The following is a 19,748-nucleotide window of genomic DNA, read 5'->3' as shown; positions in this document are numbered from 1 at the left end:
AGGCCGAAGCCACGCAATTTGCGAGGACGGCATTCTGGAGAACGACATGATGCGACGCCGCGATATTTTCCGCTTGAGCCTTGCCGGATCCGCCGGCCTTTTCGGGCTGCGCCCCGTCAAGGCAGCGGCCGTAGAAGAGGAAAGGCAGAAGGTCGCCTATCACCTCAGCGACCTCGACAAGGTCGGGTTCGTTTTGGGCAATATCAAGAACCATTATGAGGGCACCGGCGGCAAGGTCGACATCGTGCTGGTCGTGCATGGCCCGGCACTCGCCGCTTTCAAGTCGAAGAGCGCATCAGCTGCCATTTCCAGCCGTTTTTCCGGCCTGGTCCGCGACGGGCTGACCTCACATGCCTGCGCCAACACCATGCATGGCATGGATGTTGCGCTCACCGATCTGCTCGACGGCTTTCATGCCGCCGAGACCGGCGGTGTCGTCAAGCTCGCCGAATTGCAGCGCCAGGGCTACGCCTATTTGCGGCCCTGAACCGCTACTGACTTGAACATGAGGGCGGCGAGGCCCTACGAAGGGGGGAGTCCCGGAGGGATAGACGTGCAATCCACCATAACCGCCATTGTCACCCCCACCCTGGTCATCCCCGACCTCGCCGGCAAGGCGGTGCTGATCACCGGCGCTTCGACCGGCATCGGGGCGGCACTTGCACTGGCCTACGCCGCGCAGAAATGCCGCGTCGCACTGCATTACAATTCCAGTCGGGCAGCTGCCGAAAACCTGGCCGGGACCATCCGCAACGGAGGCGGCGAGGTATTCCTGATCCAGGGCGATTTCTCGATCTCCGCCGATGTCGAGCGCGTCGTCGAGGACAGCGCGCAACACTTCGGCCGGCTCGATGGCCTGGTCAACAATGCCGGCGGCATGCTTGGGCGCGTACCCTATGCCGAGCAGACCGAGGCGCATTACGACGCGGTGATGGACCTCAACGCCCGCTCCGTGCTGACCGCCTCGCGCAAGGCGATGCCATGGCTGAAGCGCCAGGGCGGCTTCATCGTCAACACCTCGTCGATTGCGGCGCGCAATGGCGCCGGCGGCGGCGCCGGCCTTTATGGCTCGGCCAAGGCCTTCGTCTCCAATGTGACCCGCGGCATGGCCAAGGAACTGATCGGCTTCAACATCCGCGTCAACGCGGTGGCGCCGGGCACCATCGCTACGCCTTTCCATGAGCGCTATTCGACCGAGGAGCAGATGAAGGGCATGGTTGCTACCATTCCGCAGGGCCGCGCCGGCACGCCCGAGGACTGCGTCGGCGCCTATCTGTTCCTCTCGTCCGCTCTGTTGAGCGGTTACATCACCGGCCAGGTGATCGAGGTGAATGGTGGCCAGTTGATGCCGTGAGCGGCGACCTGCATACTTACCGCGGAAGCCAACGGAGAAAACGGCAATGTACGGTCTGATCGGCAAGATGCGGGCGACACGCGGCCAGCGCGACGCAATGATGGATGTCCTGCTTGCCAGCACCGGCGCCATGCCTGGCTGCCTGAGCTACATCATCGCCACCGATCCGGCGGATGCCGACGCGATCTGGGTGACCGAAGTGTGGACCGACCAGGCAAGCCACAAGGCTTCGCTGCAACTGCCGGAAGTCCAAGCGGCGATTGCCAAGGCGCGGGCGATCATCGCCGGCTTCGAATTCCAGGTCGAGACCCGGCCCGTAGGCGGCTTCGGCCTGCCGGCCGTCAAAACCGGCTAACGCATTTTCACCGCCGCGGGGGTTCGCATCTCCCCGCTTCGGGGCTAAGACCGAAAAATGGATTCCCTGCCAGACCAGCCGACCGTCGAACGCATGGCGCGGGTGCCCAAAGTCTGGCAGTGGCTGGCACTGCTGATCTTCTCGATCCTGTTTGCCGGCGCGCTTGAATTCGGCGCCTTGCCGGCAGCGCTGCTGATCGGACCGATGCTGGCGGCGATCCTGGCCGGCACCAACGGCGCCACGGTGCGCGTGCCGCGCCCTTTGTTCGGCGCCGCCCAGGCGATCGTTGGCTGCCTTGTCGCCGCTTCGATCTCCCCTGACATCTTCCCGGTCTTCTACAAGGAATGGCCACTGTTCCTCGGCACCGTGGTGGCAACCGTTGCGGCGTCCAGCCTGCTCGGCTGGCTGATCAGCCGCTGGCGCATCCTGCCCGGCACCACCGCCGTCTGGGGCTCATCGCCGGGCGCGGCCACCGCCATGGTGCTGATGGCAGGCGCCTTCGGCGCCGATCAGCGCCTCGTCGCCTTCATGCAATATCTGCGCGTCATCTTCGTCTCGGTGACTGCCGCACTTGTTGCAAAGATGTGGGTCGACACATCAGGCATCGAGGTCCCGGCCGTCATCTGGTTCCCGCCGATCGATCCAACAGCCTTTGCCGGGACACTTGGCGTGGCGCTCGTCGGCAGCCTCATCGGAAAGCTGCTCAGGCTGCCGTCACCCTTCTTCCTCGGCACCTTCATTTTCGGCACTGCTGTGCATCTCGGACTAGGCGTGCCGATGCAGTTGCCGCCTTGGCTGCTTGCCCTCGGCTATACGATGATCGGCTGGACCATCGGCCTGAATTTCACCAGGGCAATTCTGCAGCACGCGACGCGTGCGCTGCCGCAGATCGTCGGTTCGATCATCATCCTCATCGCCTTCTGCGGCGGTCTCGGCTTCATGATCAGTCATGTGCTCGGCATCGATCCGCTGACCGCCTATCTGGCGACCAGCCCCGGCGGCATGGACAGCGTCGCCATCATCGCCGCCGCCGCACAGCACGTCGACATCTCCTTCGTCATGGCGCTGCAATCGGCCCGCTTCCTCGTCGTGCTGCTGGTCGGACCGAGCGTGGCGCGGCTGGTGGCGCGAAGTCTGAGGGAATAGAGGGTAATTTGCGGCTCCAGAAAGACCTGCGGCGCTGTCACCTAAATGGATCAGGCGCCACGCAATCTGCTCGCGGCCGCTGAAGGACCAGCCCAAGTCGCACAGGACTGCGTCGGGTAGGTATAGGAAACGCCAGTCGTTCGGCCCCACTTGCCTCTCTTTGGCTGCTCCTGTATGAAAACCGCCATGATCAACCGCGCCACCTCCGTCGCTTCCCGTCAGACTGGCTTTGCTGGCGAGACCGTGCGCGCGCTTGCTTCCGCTCTGCTGCTTCTCGGCCTTATCGGCGATCGCCGGGTTCGCTGAAGGAGCGCCCGGCGGTCGAACCGCCGCTCACGCGCATGCTCCTTGGCCAGTCTCAAAATTGGCAAGTCACATCAAGTGAATGAACATCTGGTAAAGGCGCCGCTCGGCACCAAATCCGCCTGAAGGCGGATCCCGCGAGCCGCCGGGAGAGACGACAATGAACGCACGAGAAGAGATCCGCGCAGACAGCGGGGAGATGGGCAAGGATGCAGCGCGGGGCATGCCGGAGGCAGCCCGGAAATACCAACCCTACCCGACGGTCGGTCTCACCGACCGAATTTGGCCTTCGAAGGTCATCGACAAGGCGCCGATCTGGTGCTCGGTCGACCTGCGCGACGGCAACCAGGCGCTGATCGACCCGATGGGCCACGAGCGCAAGGCGCGCATGTTCGCCCTGCTCCTCGACATGGGCTTCAAAGAGATCGAGATCGGCTTCCCGTCGGCCTCGCAGACCGATTTCGATTTTGCCCGCTGGTGCATCGAAGAGGGCAATGTCTCAGCCGATGTCTCGCTGCAGGTACTGGTGCAGTGCCGGCCGGAACTGATCACCCGCACCTTCGAGGCGCTGCAGGGCGCCACCAACCCGATCGTGCATTTCTATAATTCGACCAGCGAATTGCAGCGCCGCGTCGTCTTCGAGAAGGACGTTGCTGGCATCAGGCGGATCGCCACCGATGCGGCCAAGATGATCACCGACATGGCGGCGAAGGCCGGCGGCGGTTATCGTTTTGAATATTCGCCGGAGAGCTTTACCGGCACCGAGCTCGAAGTGGCGCTGGAAATCTGCAACGCCGTCACCGAAATCGTGAAGCCGACGGCGAAAAACAAGCTGATCATCAACCTGCCGTCCACGGTCGAGATGTCGACACCCAACATCTATGCCGATCGCATCGAATGGATGTGCCGCAATCTCGACAACCGCGAGAACCTGCTCATTTCGTTGCATCCGCACAACGACCGCGGCACCGGCGTTGCCACCACCGAACTCGGTCTGATGGCGGGCGCGGACCGCGTCGAAGGCACGCTGTTCGGCAATGGCGAGCGCACCGGCAATGTCGACATCGTCACGCTGGCGCTCAACATGTACACGCAAGGCGTCGATCCCGAGCTCGACTGCTCCGACATCAATCGGATGAAGGACGTCTATGAATATTCGAACCAGTTGAAGATCCCCGAGCGCCATCCCTATGTCGGCGAGCTCGTCTATACGGCCTTTTCCGGCTCGCACCAGGATGCCATCAACAAGGGCATGAAGGCGTTGCGCAAGGCCAACACGCCCTACTGGGAAGTGCCTTATCTGCCGATCGATCCCGCCGATGTCGGGCGCAATTACGAGGCGATCATCCGCATCAACTCGCAGTCCGGCAAGGGCGGCATCGCCTATGTGCTGCAGGCGGACTACGGCCTCAACCTGCCGCGCAACCTGCAGATCGAGTTCAGTCAAGCGATCCAGGCGATCACCGACGCCGAAGGCAAGGAGGTGCCGGCCAAGCGCATCTATGAGCGCTTTCTCGACACCTATGTCGATCAGCCCGGCGCGCGGCTGAAGTTCCTCGACCACCACACCTATCCGGACCTTGAGACCAAGGGCCGGCGTGCGGTGGAGGCGATCATCCTCGACAGGGGCAAGGAGGTGACGATTTCAGGCTCCGGAACCGGCCCGATCGACGGCTTTGTCGACGCGCTGTCGCGCCATGTCGGCGTGCCGATGTCGGTGCTCGACTATTCGGAGCACTCCATGCAGCGCGGCTCGAATGCCTCGGCCATCTCCTATGTCGAGATGGAGCATCCCGGCGGCAAGCTGTTCGGCGCCGGCATCAACACCAACATCGTGGCCGCTTCGCTGGAAGCCGTGGTTTCCGCCGCCAATCGCATTGTCGGCCGAAAGGTCGAGTAGAGCAATCCCAGGAAAAGTGTGTAGCGGTTTTCCGTCCGAATTGCGTAAAAACAAATACTTAGAGCCGTTCGTCGGTTCTACCAAAGATGAACCGCTCTAGACAAGCTGTCGAAAGCTAACAGCGCTGGAGCAAGATGAACCCACAAGGTATCTTCTTGCTCTGGCCTTTCGCGCCATTAACCACCGGAAAATTATCCGGTGGGGTACGCGATCGCATAATGGATGCATGCTTGTCTGGCAGTGCAGGCTCTATATGATTGCGTCTCAACCTGTGCCGACTTCGAAAGGATCGACACTTGCAGCATGCCACGCCTGCCGCCCCCGCAGTGCGCGAGACGTTGGAGCGATTGCTAGCCAGCGAAACGTTCGGGAGATCCGAACGAGCGCGTAAGCTGCTTCGCTATCTGGTCGAGCGCGAGCAGGCAGGCGAAGCCGACAAGCTCAAGGGCTTTTCCATCGCGATGGATGTTTTCGGCAAGGACGGCGATTTCGATCCGTCGACCGACGCCGTGGTCCGGGTGCAGGCGGGCAGGCTGCGCGAGCTTCTGCAGCATTACTTCGCCAATGAGGGCGTTGCCGAGCCGATCCGCATCGCCATTCCGCGTGGCGGCTATGTTCCATCCTATGAACTCAACGCGATCCGCCTGCCGGCCGAGCCGGCGCCGAAGAAACACACCGAGGCGGCTGCCACCTTGTCGGGGTCGCTCGAAGAGCCCCGCATGGCCGCACCTGCCGTATCGTTGATGTCCCCTGTCGTTCGCGAGCCGGCGCCGTCGCTGCTGCGCCATCTCCAGTTCTTCTGGTTGGCGATCGCTCTGGTCATCGCCATGCTGGGCGTGCTGATCCTTCGCCAGGGAAGCGGCGCATTGCTGGCGGGAAGCGATGCCGCTTCGACGATCGAAAACGCGGTGGCAACCGGCAGCATTGCGCCATGGGCTCCGATTGAAAGCCTTCCGCTCGTCTACATTGCGGTGAAAACCAGCAGCGCCGAGGCTGCCCGCGTCGCGGCATCGCTGCGCGCCGGCCTCAGCGGCTTCGACACGGTCAACTTCATCGGTCGGGACGCCGACGGCCCGCCCGATCCGGTCACCGATGCAATCAGCTTCGTATTCGACGTCTTGCCGGGACCAACGGCCGGCGATGTCACTCTGGAGCTTCAAAGCGTGGCGACCGGACGGGTCCTGCTGTCACGCAACTTGACTGCCGCCGACAGCACACCCTCCACCGTCGAGGATAGTGTCGCCGGCATTTTGAGTTCGGCCGTTCCCGCCTCTGGCACGATCTACAACTACATCGAACAGAGCGGCCTTCAGACCGGCCTGACGGAATGTCTGCTGCTCAACGACAAGTACTATCTCGACCAGGGCGCCAAAACCCATGAGGCTGCCTATCGCTGTCTCGAAAACCTGATCAACCGGGATGCGAAATCGTCACTCGTCTATTCGGAGCTCGCGACCCTGCATCTCGAGGCGGCCACAGATCACTACGCCTATCCGGCCGGCGCAACGATCGAACAGGCGATGTCGCTTGCCCGTCGCGCCGTGCAGATGGGGCCGACCAGTCCCTATGCCCACCGTGCCTATGGCTATCTCAATTCCCGCCTCGGCAATTCGGAGGAATCGATCCGCTGGATGCACAAGGCCTACGAACTTAACCCTTACGACCTCAGCATGGCGGCAGCTTACGCCTATGGGCTGATTTTTGCCGGCAGGTATAGGGAGGGAACACCTATCCTAGCTCACGCCGCCGAAACTTCCAGCGCCCATCCGACCTGGTGGGACTACGGGCTTTTCGTCGGGCAGTTCATGGCGGGCGATATGAATAAGGCCGCGCTTGCCAGTGATGCGTTGCAAGCGACGCCCACGAAATCGCACTATCTGGCTGCGCGGCTGATCGGCGCGAAGGCAACCGGCCGCAATCAACTGGCGCACGAACTCGCGGACGAGATGACTGTCAAATTCCCGAAATTCGCTGCAGATCCGCGCGCAACCTTTGTCGAGCGGAGATACCCCGCCGATCTGATCGACCGGCTGGTCGAGGCGTTGCGTGCCGCCGGGCTCGGCAATGCCAGCTAGCGCTTCTAACGCACGGCTGATCGCGGAAATCTTACTGGCCATCGGCTTGGACAAGGCGCAGTCGAGCCACAATCTGGAATCTCGCGTCCTGTTTGATTTTGCAATAAAACCATAAAATTCATGATTTCATCCCTTTACGCTGCCGAACGGGGCGCCGGCCCGAAGACGGTTGTCTTCCTGCATGGCTTCGGCGGTTGTCACGGCGACTGGCAGGAGGTGATTTCGACACTGGCACTTGGTTCACGGACGCTGGCCTATGATCTTCCGGGCCATGGGCTATCCCTCGATTTCCCGGGTGGTGGCCCGGCCAAGGCGGCCGCTCGGGCCGTTCTTGCAGACCTCGCCGCACGCAGAATTAGGAGGGTGCATCTTGTCGGCCATTCGATGGGCGGTGCGGCGGCAGTGCTGATGGCATTGGCCGAGCCCGAAAGGATAGCCTCGCTGACGCTTCTGGCGCCGGGCGGTTTTGGGACTGAGATCAACGGGCCGCTGTTGCGCCGTTACGCCGCCGCTGCCGGCAAGAGTGAAATTCGCGCCTGCCTGGCCGCCATGTCCGGACCGCAAAGCCTGCCCTCGGAGCGCATCGTGGATATGCTTGGCGAAATGCGTGCACGTCTCGGCCAGTTGCAGAAACTTGTCGAGATCGCGGCCTCTATGACCAGGGGTGATCGGCAGGGCGTCATCTCGCGCGAACGGCTCGAAACACTTGATATGCCGGTGATGGTGGTTTGGGGGATAGATGACGCGGTGCTGCCCTTCACACAGGCCGATAGTCTGCCGGCGCATTTCCACCTGCACCACGTGTTGGAGGCCGGCCATATGCTGGTCGAGGAAGCGCCCGGTCTTATCGCCGAGATCGTCCGCCGCAACATGAAACGCCGCAGCAGGCCGCGTCGTCCAAAATCCGCCGCCGCGGCGGATCGATCCCTGCCTGCCAAAGACTGATGGTGCGGCTTCGGGCTGGCTTTTGGTCTGGTAAGCCGCTTAAAGGCCTGTCGATCTCGCAAGTGCATTTTGCCAACGGCTGTGTTAATTCGGTGTTAACCAAACCCGCGAGGCAACGCCGATGAAGGATGCAGGCGAGAACATCACCCAGATCGATCAGTCGCGAAAACTGTCCGACGCCATACGCGACGTGAAAAACGCCTTCGCCGACCGCGACGACGTCGTAGTCGACATGCGCGAGGCGCATCGCATGCGGCTCGATTTGCTTGCTGCCGAACTCGCGCCCATCTTCGCCGACGTGCCCGCCGACATGGACAATTTCGACTTCGCCGTCTCGTCCGGGCTGCAGCCGCGCCTATGGATCGACGCCGTCAGCCATGTCGCCATGGGGCGCGACCGCCGCACCTATCGCTTCCTCAAGGACACGCGCATCGGCCGGGTGGTGCTCGCCGAATCAACCGAGATGAAACCGGTTGCCGATCAGGTGACGCGCTACGTCGCGGAGCGCGTCGTCGAACGCCAGCGAATGATGGAAGGCGGGGTCGAGCAGGCTGTCGCCAGCCTGAAACGTGCCTTGGTCCCGGAAGCCGAGCCGCCACTGCGATCCGTGCGGCGCGGCAAGGGTTGGTCGGCGTTTCTCTCCGGTCTTGGCCTGATCGCCGCCGGCGCCCTGGTCGGGCTGGCTGTATCGATCGTGTTGTTCTGGGACCGCCTTGTTGCGATGGGACTGGTTTTTAGACCATGACCCTGAACCGAAGGTCCGCGTAGCCATAGTGGAATCCGGTTTCCGGAAAAGGTCATGGTCAAACAAGAAGATAGAGCCCCATCCCGATTCCATCGGGATGGAATAGGCTCTAGGCCATAGCGTCCGCGCCAAGCTCCAGAATCTCCAGATCGGAAGGCGGGATGGCCGGGCCGGTCAGGCCACGTCGCGTCAGCCTGATCCGCCAATTGTCCTTATCGCCATCGATCTCCAACAGATTATATTGCGCCGCCGGACGCCTGCCGCCTGGCGCCTGCCCTGCGGCGGCGACGCCGACCACCGGAATTTTGGCGCCGCGCCCTTTGATGGAGAACAGCGTCGGCTCGTGCGAATGGCCGTGCAGCACAAGCTCGGCCCCGTGCCGCTGAACGACCTTGTGGAAGCGGGCAATGCCGAACAGCCGCTTGGGCTGCGAAACGGCGCCGCGCACTGGCGGATGGTGGATCATGATCACCCGGAACAGTCCGAGCTTGGCCGTGGCATCGAGCACTTCGCGCAGCCTTTCCGCCTGGTCTTCCAGAAAGAAGCCGTTGGCCATGAACGGAGCCGTGGCCCGCGCCGTCGTCACACCGATCAGCGCGACGTTGCGACGCACGCGCAGATACGGAAAGGCGTCGCGATCGATCGGCGTATTGATGCCGTCGCCGGTCATCCATGCCGTCCACGACCGGCAGGCCTTGTCGAAGGCGCCAGGCACATAGGCGTCGTGGTTTCCTGGAACAACCGACACATCATCGGGAGAACCCAGCGTCTCCAGCCAGTGCTTGCCCATCTCGATCTCGCCGTCGAGCGCCAGATTGACCAGATCACCGGTGACAGCAAGGTGATCCGGTGCGCTTGCCTTGATATCGGCGACGATCGTGTCGATGACGGCATCGCGCATGTGGCGGCGGCGATTGCGCTGCCAGTTGACGTAACCGACCACCCGCTTGGAGGCGAGATCGCGATAGGTTACACCGGGAAGCGGTCCCAGATGGATATCGGAAATATGCGCGAGCCTGAACATCCCCTCTTCATAAGCGACGCGCGCGCTGCTTTCCACCCACGGTTTCGTGGGTGATGACGCAGCCCGATCTGGAACAAGTTTTCCGCCAGGCCGGCTGGCCGGGTCTCAGGGCAAGGCTGTTTCATCTGTATTTCGTGCTGCGGCGGCCGATGACGCTCGGGGTGCGCGGCTTGATCCACGACCGCACGTCCAATTCCGTGTTCCTCATTCGCCACACCTATGTACCGGGCTGGCAGCTTCCCGGCGGTGGCGTCGAGCTGGGCGAGACGATGATCGAGGCGCTGGCGCGCGAGCTCTCCGAGGAGGGCAATATTGCATTGACCGCGCCGCCGGTGCTGAAATCGATGCATTTCAACCGTCGGGCCAGCCGCCGCGACCATGTCGGGCTCTATTTGGTCGAGCAGTTCAATCAGACGGCGCCGAAGCTGCCGGACCGCGAGATCGCCGCAGCCGGTTTCTTTCCTCTCGACCGCCTGCCGGAGGCAACGACGCCGGCCACACTGCGACGGGTTGCCGAGATTTTTGGCGGCGCGGCGGCGTCGCCCTACTGGTAGGTCACGCCGCCTTCCTGAACCGATTGCGATCATGCGGCGCCGCGTAGTCCAGTTCCGGCCCGACCGGCACGATGTGCGTCGGGTTGATCGTTTCATGGCTGCCGTAATAGTGCGCCTTGATGTGGTGCAAGCTCACCGTGCCTGCGACCCCTGGGACCTGATAGAGGTCGCGCAGATAGTTCGACAGGTTCGGATAGTCGGCGATGCGGCGCAGGTTGCACTTGAAATGGCCGACATAGACCGGATCGAAGCGGACCAGCGTGGTGAACAGCCGCCAATCGGCCTCGGTGATGCGGTCACCGACGAGATAACGCCGGCGGGATAGGCGATCCTCGAGTTGATCGAGCGCCGAGAACAGTTCGCCACACGCTTTTTCATAGGCCGTTTGCGTGGTGGCGAAGCCGGCGCGATAGACGCCGTTGTTGACTGAGGGATAGACCAGCGCATTGACCGCGTCGATTTCGCCGCGCAGTGCTTTCGGATAGAAATCGAGGCTGGCATCGCCCCATTTGTCGAAGACTGAATTGAGCATCCGGATGATCTCTGAGGACTCATTGGAGACGATTGTTTGTTCTCGCCTGTCCCACAGAACCGGGACCGTCACGCGGCCGGAATAGGCGTGATCGGCCTTGGTGTAGATCTGATGCAGGAAATCGAAACCGTAGAGCGTGTCGCCGGTGGCGCCGTCCTCGGCCAGGAAGGTCCAGCCGTTAGCGCCCATGAAATGATGGACGACCGAGACGGAAATCACGTCCTCGAGTTTCTTCAGTGCTCGAATGATCAGCGTCCGGTGCGCCCAGGGACAGGCAAGCGAGACATAGAGGTGGTAGCGGCCCGGCTCGGCCTTGAAGCCGCGCTTGCGGCCTTCGGCCGGCGTACCGTCAACCGTGACCCAGTCGCGCCATTGCGACTGCGCCCGCACAAACTCGCCGTCGCTGCCCTTGGTGTCGTACCCGCTGTCCTGCCATTTGCCGCCGACCAGCAATCCCATGCGATGTCCTTTCGTCTTTGTAGGGATGTAGGCACAAACCAACGATGCGGAAATCGCCAGGCGTTGAACAGTTCGTCAATCGCCAGGGCGGCAACCGAAGGGCGGCAAGCAAACGGCCGATTGCAGTGGCTGAAGATTGGTGCTAGCGGACATCCGCATGTTCGACTTCGCTTTGATCCGGTTCGACCGACGACGAAAGGGCGCCCGCGCTTGATGAAGCGCTGACTGGCGAACGCTGCCGTTTGCAGCAAACCTTTTCCCGTATACCGGAACGCAAAGACCATGAGCCTTGCCGACGTGAAATACCTGCCGGAAAATCCGGCGCATGACCCCGAAATCGAAGCCATAAACGACGAAGCCTTCGGGCCGGGCCGTTTCGTGCTGGGCGCCTACAAGATCCGTGAGGGCGGCCCGCACGAACGCGCCCTGTCCTTCGTGGCCGTCGATGGCGATATCGTTGTCGCTTCGGTGCGCATGACGCGCATCGCGGCCGGCTCCGGTCGCGCGCTGATGCTCGGACCGCTTGCCGTGCGGCCGGCCTTCAAGAATCTCGGTATCGGCCGCCGGCTGGTGGCAATCGCGCTGGAGGCCGCCGCCAAGGCCGGCACGCCGGCCGTGATGCTTGTCGGCGACGAGCCCTATTACGGCCCGCTCGGCTTCAAGAGAATCCCGCGTGGGCAAATCTCCATGCCGCGCCCGGTCGATCTCGACCGGCTTTTGTCGCACGAGATCGTGCCGGGCGCGGTGGCAAGGCTGGTGGGGGAGGTTTGCCACGCCGATCAGGCACGGATTGCCGCGAACGTCGCCGCGATGGCGTGACCGTCCGGATGCGGTTGCGCCGTCCTGTCGGGCTTCGTAGCATGTGGCCGATGGTGAATGTCGCCCAAAAGTGCGCAGCGGTTTTGGGGTAACGACATGCATAAAAACAGAGATTTAAAGCGCGTTTATTGAATCCGTTTCAACGCGACGCGCTTTAGATAACGCGAGCGCTTTAGGTGGGGACGCCGACATGAACCCGAACGGCCAGATTGCGATCGTCACCGGCGGCGGATCCGGCCTTGGCGAAGCGACGGCACGTGCACTGGCCGCGAAGGGCGCGGACGTTGCCATCCTCGACCTCGGCATCGAGCGTGCGGCGAAGATTGCGGCCGATATCGGCGGCATCGCCATCCAATGCGACGTAAGCAGCGCCGACGGCGGTGCTGCTTCAGTGGCGGAAGTGGTAAAAAAGTTCGGCGAACCCCGTATCCTGGTCAATTGCGCCGGCATCGCCATCGGCATGAAAACGATCGGCAAGGACGGCCCGCACCCGCTCGAGCAGTACCGCAAGGTGATCGAGGTCAATTTGATCGGCACCTTCAACATGATCCGCCTCGTCGCCGACCGGGCCGCGAAACTTGAGCCGCTGGAGGGCGGCGAGCGCGGCGTCATCGTCAACACGGCATCGGTCGCCGCCTATGACGGTCAAATTGGCCAGGCGGCCTACTCAGCCTCCAAGGGCGGCGTCGTCGGCATGACGCTGCCGGTGGCGCGCGACCTTGCCCGATCGGGCATTCGCGTCTGCACCATCGCGCCCGGCATCTTCAAGACACCGATGATGGCCGGCATGCCGCAAGAGGTGCAGGATTCGCTTGGCGCTGCGGTACCCTTCCCGTCCCGTCTCGGCGAGCCTTCCGAATATGCAGCCCTTGTGCTGCACATCATCGAAAACCAGATGCTCAACGGCGAGACCATCCGCCTCGATGGCGCCATCCGCATGGCGCCGAAGTAGCCGACCATGAGTGCCTAAGTCGCCCCGCAGGCGAAGACCGGCCCGCTCGCCGGCCTGACGGTGATCGAGATGGCCGGGATTGGACCGGTGCCGTTAGCCGGCCTGATGCTGTCGGAGATGGGAGCCGAGGTGCTGCGCATCGAGCGGGCTGGGTCGACCCGGCCGTTCCTGACGCTACCGGATGAATACGGCATCGACCGTCACGGCCGCTCCAACCTGCGGATTGATCTGAAGCGCTGGGAAGGCGCCGAACTGGTGCTGCGCCTTGCCGAAAAGGCCGACATGCTGAGCGAAGGGTTTCGTCCCGATGTCATGGAGCGGCTTGGTCTTGGGCCGGACGCGGTACTGGCACGCAACTCGGCGCTGATCTACGGCCGCACGACGGGATTCGGCCATAACGGACCGCTATCGGATCGTGCCGGCCACGACATCACCTACCTCGCCTATTCGGGTGTGCTGCACGCCATCGGCCAGGAAGGAGGCCGGCCAGTCCCACCGCTCAACGTCGTCGCCGACTATGGCGGCGGCGCCGTGATGCTGGTTGCCGGCGCACTGGCCGCCCTGTTTGAGCGTTCGCGCTCCGGCAGGGGCCAGGTGATCGACGCCGCGATGACCGAGGGCGCTTCGATGCTGACGACACCTGTGCACGCCTTGATGGGAGCGGGCGTGTGGAGTGACATGCGCGGCGCGAACCTGCTCGATTCCGGCGCGCCCTTCTACGATACCTATGAGACGGCGGACGCACGCCACGTCGCCGTCGGCTGCCTTGAACCCCGGTTCTTCGCCGAATTCGCAAGACTCCTGCCGCTCGACGAACGTTTTGTACGCGCCCAATACGACACGACATTGTGGCCGCAGATGCGCGCCGCCATTGTCGATTGAATCGGGCAGAAGACACGGGACGACTGGGACCGTGCTGCGACCGATGCTTGTGTTGCACCGGTTCTGTCGCTGCGGGAAGCCAGGGATCGTCCCCACAATCGCGCCCGCAACGCCTTTGTGACGTCTGGTGCGCTTGAGCGCCCCGCCCCGGCCCGCGTTTTTTCGCGCTCCCGGCCGACGCTTGCCGCTATGCCGGCCGATCACGATTGTCAGGCGGCGACCGTGCTGGCACGCTTCTGCCTTCCCGAAATCGAAACTGAAGCCCTTGTCAAATCCGGTGTGATAGGTTGATAACCAGAGACTAAACATCAGCTTAAGACGGTGTGGATTTTGGCCGACCGAAGGAAGGACGTGATCCGCGAGACCGACGCCGAAGCGATCAGGCTGGCAAAGACGCTGATCCGCAGTGCCCGTTTCGGCGCGCTGGCGGTGATCGAACCCGGGACCGGTTCGCCGCTGGCCAGCAGGGTTGGCGTCGCCACCGATCTCGACGGCACGCCGCTGATCCTTGTATCGATGCTGTCCGCCCATACCGGCGCGATCCTTGCCGACCCGCGCTGTTCGCTGCTTGTCGGCGAGCCCGGCAAGGGCGACCCGCTGGCGCACCCGCGGTTGACGCTCGTCTGTCGGGCAGCACGGCTTGAGCGTGGATCCAGCGAGCACGCCCGCGCCGACCGGCGCTATCTCAACCGCAACCCCAAGGCGAAGCTCTATGCCGGTCTTGGCGACTTCTCGATCTTCCGCCTCGAGCCAGAGCGCGCCAGTCTCAACGGCGGCTTTGGCAAGGCCTACCTGCTCGAACGCGCCGATCTGGTCACGACCGGACCGATCGTCGAAGAGCTTGCCGCTGGCGAACAATCCGCCCTCGACCACATGAATGCCGACCATAGCGACGCAATCGCCGTCTACGCGCGCCACTTCGCCAAGGCGGTGGGCGACGGCTGGGTCGTCACCGGCTTCGACGCCGACGGCATGGACCTGGCGCTGGGCGACGATGTCTGCCGGGTGTTCTTTCCCGAGCCATTGAGGACGGCGCGCGAGCTCAGGCATGTTCTGGTCGACATGGCAAAAACCGGCCGAGTGGCGGATTAAACACAGTCCGACAGTTAATCGCGTCGGGCCGAAAGCAAGTCTTGAGGTTTGAGCGAGATGTTCTACGCTTTCCCGGTAGCGTTGAATCGCCAGCGCACATTCGCGAGTGAGCCTATGGAATCAGACGCTATTGCCCCCATAGCGCCGGATGAGCAGGAAGGCATGGGGGATCGATGGTCTCGAAAAAGCTAATTGCCAATGCCGAATCAGCGGCTGCATTTCTGACGCTGATGGGCAACGAGAAACGACTGTTGATCATGAACTATCTGGCCGACGGTGAAATGTCGGTCGGCGCTATCGCCGAGAAGGTTCTGCTCAGCCAATCCGCCCTGTCACAGCATCTGGCCAAACTGCGGGGGCTCGATCTCGTCGAGACCCGGCGCGACCGGCAGATGATCTACTATTCCTGTAAATCCGATGCCGTGCGCGAACTTCTCAACACGCTGGACGGGATTTTCGGCGAGGGTGAGCTATCGCAGATGGCATACCGCCCGCGTCGCTCCGGGACGTAACCGGCCAATGCATGTCGCCCAAAAGCCTGCCCTTGGGCTTGACCGAGGGTGCGAAGCGGTTTTGGGATAACGATATCTATAAATGCAAGAACTGGCCCGGGCACCCTTACCTCGCTAACGATTCTAAGAGGGACTTGCGTCCAGTTGGACGCAGAAAGTACGCTCTAACACTTTGGATCCACGCGTCGTGCTGTCGGAAAACTCACCACGATCGGGCCGATGCGAGTCAGCTGAGGCAAGCATGCGCCCCATTCGTATCGACGACCCGCAAGACCCGCGCGTCGCCGCTTATCTCGAGATCCGCGAGCGCGATCTTGCCGGGCGGCAGGGCCGTTTCGTTGCCGAAGGAAAGGTGGTGCTCGAAATGCTGCTCGGGGCCAAACGCTTTGCGGCCGAATCGGTGCTGGTACTCGAAAATCGGCTGGCAGGCCTCGACGGAATCCTGCGCAAAGCACCCTTGGACCTTCCGGTCTATGTGGCTGCCAGCGAGGTCATGGACAGGATTGCCGGCTTTCACATGCATCGCGGCATATTGGCGATTGGCCGCAAAGGCGCGGCGCAGTCTGCAGAGGCCTTGCTGGATACCCTGCCCGCCCGGGCGTTGATCGTCGTGCTGGTCGGCATCGCCAACCATGACAATATGGGCTCGATCTTTCGCAACGCCGCCGCCTTCCGCGCCGATGCCGTGTTTCTAGACTCGACCTGCTGCGATCCGCTGTACCGCAAGGCGATCCGCGTTTCGGTCGGCGCTGCGCTGAAAGTCCCCTTCGCCTCCTTCACTGAGACCATCGGCTTCACTACAGCGCTCGACCGGCTGGGCTTCGGCCAGTTCGCTTTGTCGCCGCGCGGGCGAACCGGCATCCGCGATACGAAAAGGACTGAACGGCTGGCGCTCTATCTCGGCACCGAAGGCGAAGGCCTGCCCGAAAGCCTGCTCGCCCGTCTGCGGACGGTGCGGATCGATATGGCAGAAGGCTTCGACAGCCTGAATGTCGCCGCCGCGTCAGCCATCGCCTTACATCATTTTTCGGCAAGCAGCACCTGAGCCGCAGAAGACAGCATCACTGCCCGGGTTCAATGCGTCGATTCGGCCTTCTGCAGCGCCCGCACGCGATCGGCAAGGCTGCGTTCGCCGCTTCCCGTTTGGTTGGGTGCCGCAAGAACCTTTGTGATCGGCGACTCCGGCCCGTCGAGCTTCGCCGTCAGGGCGACGACTTGCGCCGCCAGGTCGCTCATCTGCTCACGCAATGCAGCGCTGGCGCGGCGCGCATCGTCGCCGTCTTCGGATTTGGATGCCTCGAAGGCGGCAAGCTCCGTTTTCAGTTTCTTGTTCTCGCGGGCCAGTTCCGTCAGCCTCGCCTCCAACCGCTCTCGGTCGCTGTCGAGCTTGGCGATGGCGTTTTGGATCTCGTCGTCGTCCTTGACGGCCGCATCGCCCTGACTACCTTGCACTCCGACGAGACGCACCGCCGAGGCGTTTTCCACGCTTTCGCCTTTCGACTTTTGGCGAAGCCGCGCGATTTCCTTTTCGCGGCGGTCAAGCTTGTCCTCGCGATCGGCAAGCGTGGCGAGCAGGCGCTCGACCTTCTTGTCCAGTTCGCCGGTCCGTTTCTTCTCGGCCTTCAATGCGTCTCGTGCGGCCTTGCTCTCGGCCGCGCTCTCCTGTTGGCGCCTGTCCGCCTCCTTGCGCTGGCCACGCAGCACCGACATGTCGTCGGCCAGCTTTTGCAGTTCGGACTCGCGCGCCACAAGTTGGATCTGACGGCTGCTGGAAGAAAAGCTGGCGTCGTCATACATATGCTCCAGTTTTTTCAGCTCGAGCACACGCTTTTCCAGGGCATGTTCGGTTTGAGCAAGCCGATCCGACAAAAGCTGCAGCTGGTCTTCGCGCTGTCGAAGGTCTTCACCCTTGGCCTCGAGTTCGGAAAGGGCCTGTTTCTTGTCCTTCCGCTCGAGCGCCAACTCCTTCAGGGCCTCGCGGCCGCGGCTGATCTCGACAAGCTGTTCGGCCGCCTTTTCGCGCAACGACTTGACGCTCATTTCGAGCCGGCGCGTCGACATGGCGAACTCGGCGCGGATGCGATCCTTCTCCGCCTGAATCTCGGCCAGCGTCAGCGGCATTGAGCCCTCGACGCGTTTGCGCGTCAGCATCACGGCCCGCCGCCAGATGGCCGGGGCAATCATCAGCGCCACAAAGCCGGCGCAGAGAAAGCCGAGGACAAAGAACAGGACCGACTGAACCAAGGTGACTATCCGTTATGGACCGTTAGGGACTGTGCCACGTTCGCATGACGGAATTCCAGTGCTGCGGCAAGGGTCTGCCGCAGCAATGTTCAAGTCTTCGATCCTGGAACCAATCGGGATGACGAGGCAACCGCCTGCTCAGAACGGATTCCAGGTGGCACGCTGGGTAAGCTTGAGATAACCGAGATTGACGCCAAGCCGGGCGCCGACGCCGGTACGGATCGGCACCAGCAGCACATTGTTGTTCTTCATCACGTTGAAGCCGACGCCAGCCACGAGATAGGCGGAGCCGGCAACGCCGCCGAAACGATTGTAGAGGCTGTTCACATCGTCGAGATTGTAGACCAGCATCATCACCCGCGAGCCCTCGCCGCCAAAATCCCAGCCGAGCGACGGGCCCTGCCAGAACACTTTGTGATCGCCGGCATTCTTGGTGTAGAGCGTGCCTTCGCCATAGGTCAGGCCACCGATCAGTGCGCCCGAGCCCTCCTCGCCAAGCAAATAGCCATTAGGCAGGCCGTAGGAGGCGAAAATCTTCTCGACGACGGTGGCGAGCCCGCCCGATGTTGCGCCGAAGAATTTATGCCCGGAATCGACGATCTCCTGAGCGGTGTATTCCTGGGCCCGCGAAGGCGAGGTTGAAAAGACGACGACAAGGCCCATCAGAGCTATCGCCATTGAGGTGACACGGAAAAAGCTCCGGTCGTAGTATCGGGAAAACATGCTTCCAATCTCCGTCAGGGAGCACTTTCGCCGACGCCTCGCATCCGTGCGGCTCTTTGGCGGCCGCTAAGGATGACTGTTATGGGCAAACTATGCCGTAATCCTTTTTCAACCATTAAGCTTTCACATGAAGATGGCGGTTAGAAGGCTGGTTTCGAGCCGGTTTCGCGTCGCCCGCGCAGTATCCGCACCCCTGCGTGAACACACCATTTTCGATAACGGCAATTCCGGATTTGTTGCTGCACGCTCAGGCGCTGTGTATTCAGTAGGCCTTGGGAGAGAGCGTGATTCGCGTGGACAGGCGTGACCATTGATCGCCCGGCCATTTTTAGTGGAATTTTGCAGGGACTTTCGCCGATGGCCGAGCTTTTCACCCTTTCCGCACCCGATCTCGCAGCGCTTTTGTGCAGCCGAGTCTGCCACGACATCATTTCGCCGGTCGGCGCCATAAACAACGGGCTTGAGCTGCTCGACGAAGGCGGCGCCGACGAAGACGCCATGAAATTGATTCGCCAGAGCGCCAGAAACGCTTCGGCCCGCCTGCAATTCGCCCGCATCGCCTTCGGCGCAGCCGGTTCTGCCGGCATGATGATCGACACCGGGGACGCCGAGGCCGTTGCGATCGCCTTTTTGAAGAACGAAAAGCCGGAACTGGTCTGGAACGGAACCCGTGCGCTGCTGCCCAAGAACAAGGTGAAGCTCCTGCTCAACCTAATTCTCGTCGCCAACGCCGCCATTCCGCGTGGCGGTAAGCTTACGGTTACGCTTGAAAACCTCGACACAGAACCACGCTTTGCGCTCGCCGCGAGCGGTCCGATGCTGCGCGTGCCGCCCAAATTCCTGGAACTCCATTCCGGCAACAAGCCTGAAGAACCGATCGACGCGCATTCGGTGCAGCCCTACTACACGCTGCTTCTGGCGCGCGAGGCGAACATGACGATATCGATACACGCAACCGCAGAAGAAATCGTGCTATCGGCCGCTTGACGTTACTAAGGTGAGTGACAAGAATAGACAACTATTTTTAGACAGTGTTTACTACGCCTTCACGGATGAATGAAATGAACCCTCCCGGCTAGTTCGACCGAAGCATCGTCAAGAAGTTTCCGTAAAAGCTGGTCTTGCAAAAATT

The 19,748-nt window shown here is 62.2% G+C and carries 20 protein-coding genes; 16 read left to right on the top strand and 4 right to left on the bottom strand.

From position 1 onward, the window contains the following. The first annotated feature begins 49 nt into the window (after positions 1-49). The 8 genes from ACWTU8_RS00795 (at position 50) to ACWTU8_RS00760 (ending at position 8,823) form a co-directional block, all read left to right on the top strand. On the top strand, positions 50-487 hold the full coding sequence (locus ACWTU8_RS00795) for a DsrE family protein (RefSeq protein ID WP_455848348.1): 438 nt from the start codon (positions 50-52) through the stop codon (positions 485-487). Positions 488-553: 66 nt separating this feature from the next. Continuing rightward, the gene (locus ACWTU8_RS00790; protein WP_455846667.1) at positions 554-1,354 is read left to right on the top strand and encodes an SDR family NAD(P)-dependent oxidoreductase; all 801 of its coding nucleotides are present in this window, start codon (positions 554-556) and stop codon (positions 1,352-1,354) included. A gap of 46 nt (positions 1,355-1,400) precedes the next feature. Beyond that, the gene (locus ACWTU8_RS00785; RefSeq protein WP_455846666.1) at positions 1,401-1,709 is read left to right on the top strand and encodes a putative quinol monooxygenase; all 309 of its coding nucleotides are present in this window, start codon (positions 1,401-1,403) and stop codon (positions 1,707-1,709) included. A gap of 57 nt (positions 1,710-1,766) precedes the next feature. Further along, positions 1,767-2,855, top strand: coding sequence for an AbrB family transcriptional regulator (locus ACWTU8_RS00780; protein ID WP_065011902.1), 1,089 nt, complete (start codon positions 1,767-1,769; stop codon positions 2,853-2,855). Between the two features lie 463 nt (positions 2,856-3,318). Then, positions 3,319-5,058: a 2-isopropylmalate synthase gene (gene leuA, locus ACWTU8_RS00775; RefSeq protein WP_455846665.1), complete on the top strand. Its 1,740-nt coding sequence runs from the start codon at positions 3,319-3,321 to the stop codon at positions 5,056-5,058. Positions 5,059-5,354: 296 nt separating this feature from the next. Then, complete coding sequence (locus tag ACWTU8_RS00770) at positions 5,355-7,133, top strand: tetratricopeptide repeat protein (RefSeq protein WP_455846664.1); 1,779 nt, start codon at positions 5,355-5,357, stop codon at positions 7,131-7,133. Between the two features lie 120 nt (positions 7,134-7,253). Continuing rightward, the gene (locus tag ACWTU8_RS00765; RefSeq protein WP_455846663.1) at positions 7,254-8,078 is read left to right on the top strand and encodes an alpha/beta fold hydrolase; all 825 of its coding nucleotides are present in this window, start codon (positions 7,254-7,256) and stop codon (positions 8,076-8,078) included. A gap of 121 nt (positions 8,079-8,199) precedes the next feature. Further along, positions 8,200-8,823, top strand: coding sequence for a hypothetical protein (locus tag ACWTU8_RS00760; RefSeq protein ID WP_095519236.1), 624 nt, complete (start codon positions 8,200-8,202; stop codon positions 8,821-8,823). Positions 8,824-8,932: 109 nt separating this feature from the next. On the opposite strand, the gene ACWTU8_RS00755 is transcribed toward ACWTU8_RS00760, so the two are convergent. After that, complete coding sequence (locus ACWTU8_RS00755; protein ID WP_029349821.1) at positions 8,933-9,847, bottom strand: metallophosphoesterase family protein; 915 nt, start codon at positions 9,845-9,847, stop codon at positions 8,933-8,935. Positions 9,848-9,900: 53 nt separating this feature from the next. Between ACWTU8_RS00755 and ACWTU8_RS00750 the strand changes: the two genes are divergently transcribed. Further along, positions 9,901-10,401, top strand: a complete 501-nt coding sequence (locus ACWTU8_RS00750; protein ID WP_287092283.1) for an NUDIX domain-containing protein — start codon at positions 9,901-9,903, stop codon at positions 10,399-10,401. A 1-nt stretch (position 10,402) separates the two neighbouring features. On the opposite strand, the gene ACWTU8_RS00745 is transcribed toward ACWTU8_RS00750, so the two are convergent. Continuing rightward, positions 10,403-11,392, bottom strand: a complete 990-nt coding sequence (locus ACWTU8_RS00745; protein WP_455846662.1) for a glutathione S-transferase family protein — start codon at positions 11,390-11,392, stop codon at positions 10,403-10,405. A gap of 282 nt (positions 11,393-11,674) precedes the next feature. Between ACWTU8_RS00745 and ACWTU8_RS00740 the strand changes: the two genes are divergently transcribed. The 6 genes from ACWTU8_RS00740 (at position 11,675) to ACWTU8_RS00715 (ending at position 16,694) form a co-directional block, all read left to right on the top strand. After that, positions 11,675-12,211 carry a GNAT family N-acetyltransferase gene (locus tag ACWTU8_RS00740; protein ID WP_065011894.1) on the top strand — a complete coding sequence of 179 codons (537 nt, stop codon included), beginning with the start codon at positions 11,675-11,677 and terminating at the stop codon, positions 12,209-12,211. 190 nt (positions 12,212-12,401) lie between these two features. Next, entirely contained in the window at positions 12,402-13,163 is a 762-nt protein-coding gene (locus ACWTU8_RS00735) for a 3-hydroxyacyl-CoA dehydrogenase (RefSeq protein ID WP_455846661.1), read from the top strand. Positions 13,164-13,217: 54 nt separating this feature from the next. Further along, complete coding sequence (locus tag ACWTU8_RS00730; RefSeq protein ID WP_455848347.1) at positions 13,218-14,045, top strand: CaiB/BaiF CoA transferase family protein; 828 nt, start codon at positions 13,218-13,220, stop codon at positions 14,043-14,045. A gap of 330 nt (positions 14,046-14,375) precedes the next feature. After that, complete coding sequence (locus tag ACWTU8_RS00725; RefSeq protein ID WP_455846660.1) at positions 14,376-15,137, top strand: HugZ family pyridoxamine 5'-phosphate oxidase; 762 nt, start codon at positions 14,376-14,378, stop codon at positions 15,135-15,137. Between the two features lie 173 nt (positions 15,138-15,310). Beyond that, on the top strand, positions 15,311-15,649 hold the full coding sequence (locus ACWTU8_RS00720) for an ArsR/SmtB family transcription factor (RefSeq protein ID WP_455846659.1): 339 nt from the start codon (positions 15,311-15,313) through the stop codon (positions 15,647-15,649). A gap of 241 nt (positions 15,650-15,890) precedes the next feature. Continuing rightward, on the top strand, positions 15,891-16,694 hold the full coding sequence (locus ACWTU8_RS00715; RefSeq protein ID WP_455846658.1) for a TrmH family RNA methyltransferase: 804 nt from the start codon (positions 15,891-15,893) through the stop codon (positions 16,692-16,694). A 29-nt stretch (positions 16,695-16,723) separates the two neighbouring features. Here the strand turns inward: ACWTU8_RS00715 and ACWTU8_RS00710 are convergent, their stop codons facing one another. Next, positions 16,724-17,893, bottom strand: a complete 1,170-nt coding sequence (locus ACWTU8_RS00710; protein WP_455846657.1) for a hypothetical protein — start codon at positions 17,891-17,893, stop codon at positions 16,724-16,726. Positions 17,894-18,031: 138 nt separating this feature from the next. Further along, positions 18,032-18,616, bottom strand: coding sequence for a DUF1134 domain-containing protein (locus ACWTU8_RS00705; RefSeq protein ID WP_455846656.1), 585 nt, complete (start codon positions 18,614-18,616; stop codon positions 18,032-18,034). Positions 18,617-18,973: 357 nt separating this feature from the next. Here ACWTU8_RS00705 and chpT point away from each other — a divergent pair, with 357 nt between their 5' ends. Continuing rightward, on the top strand, positions 18,974-19,603 hold the full coding sequence (chpT, locus tag ACWTU8_RS00700) for a histidine phosphotransferase ChpT (RefSeq protein ID WP_127316798.1): 630 nt from the start codon (positions 18,974-18,976) through the stop codon (positions 19,601-19,603). Positions 19,604-19,748 lie beyond the last annotated feature (145 nt).

The sequence above is a fragment of the Mesorhizobium sp. BHbdii genome, from assembly GCF_053848045.1.
Note: the sequence above shows the minus strand (reverse complement) of the source record. Positions and strands in the feature narration are given on the sequence as shown.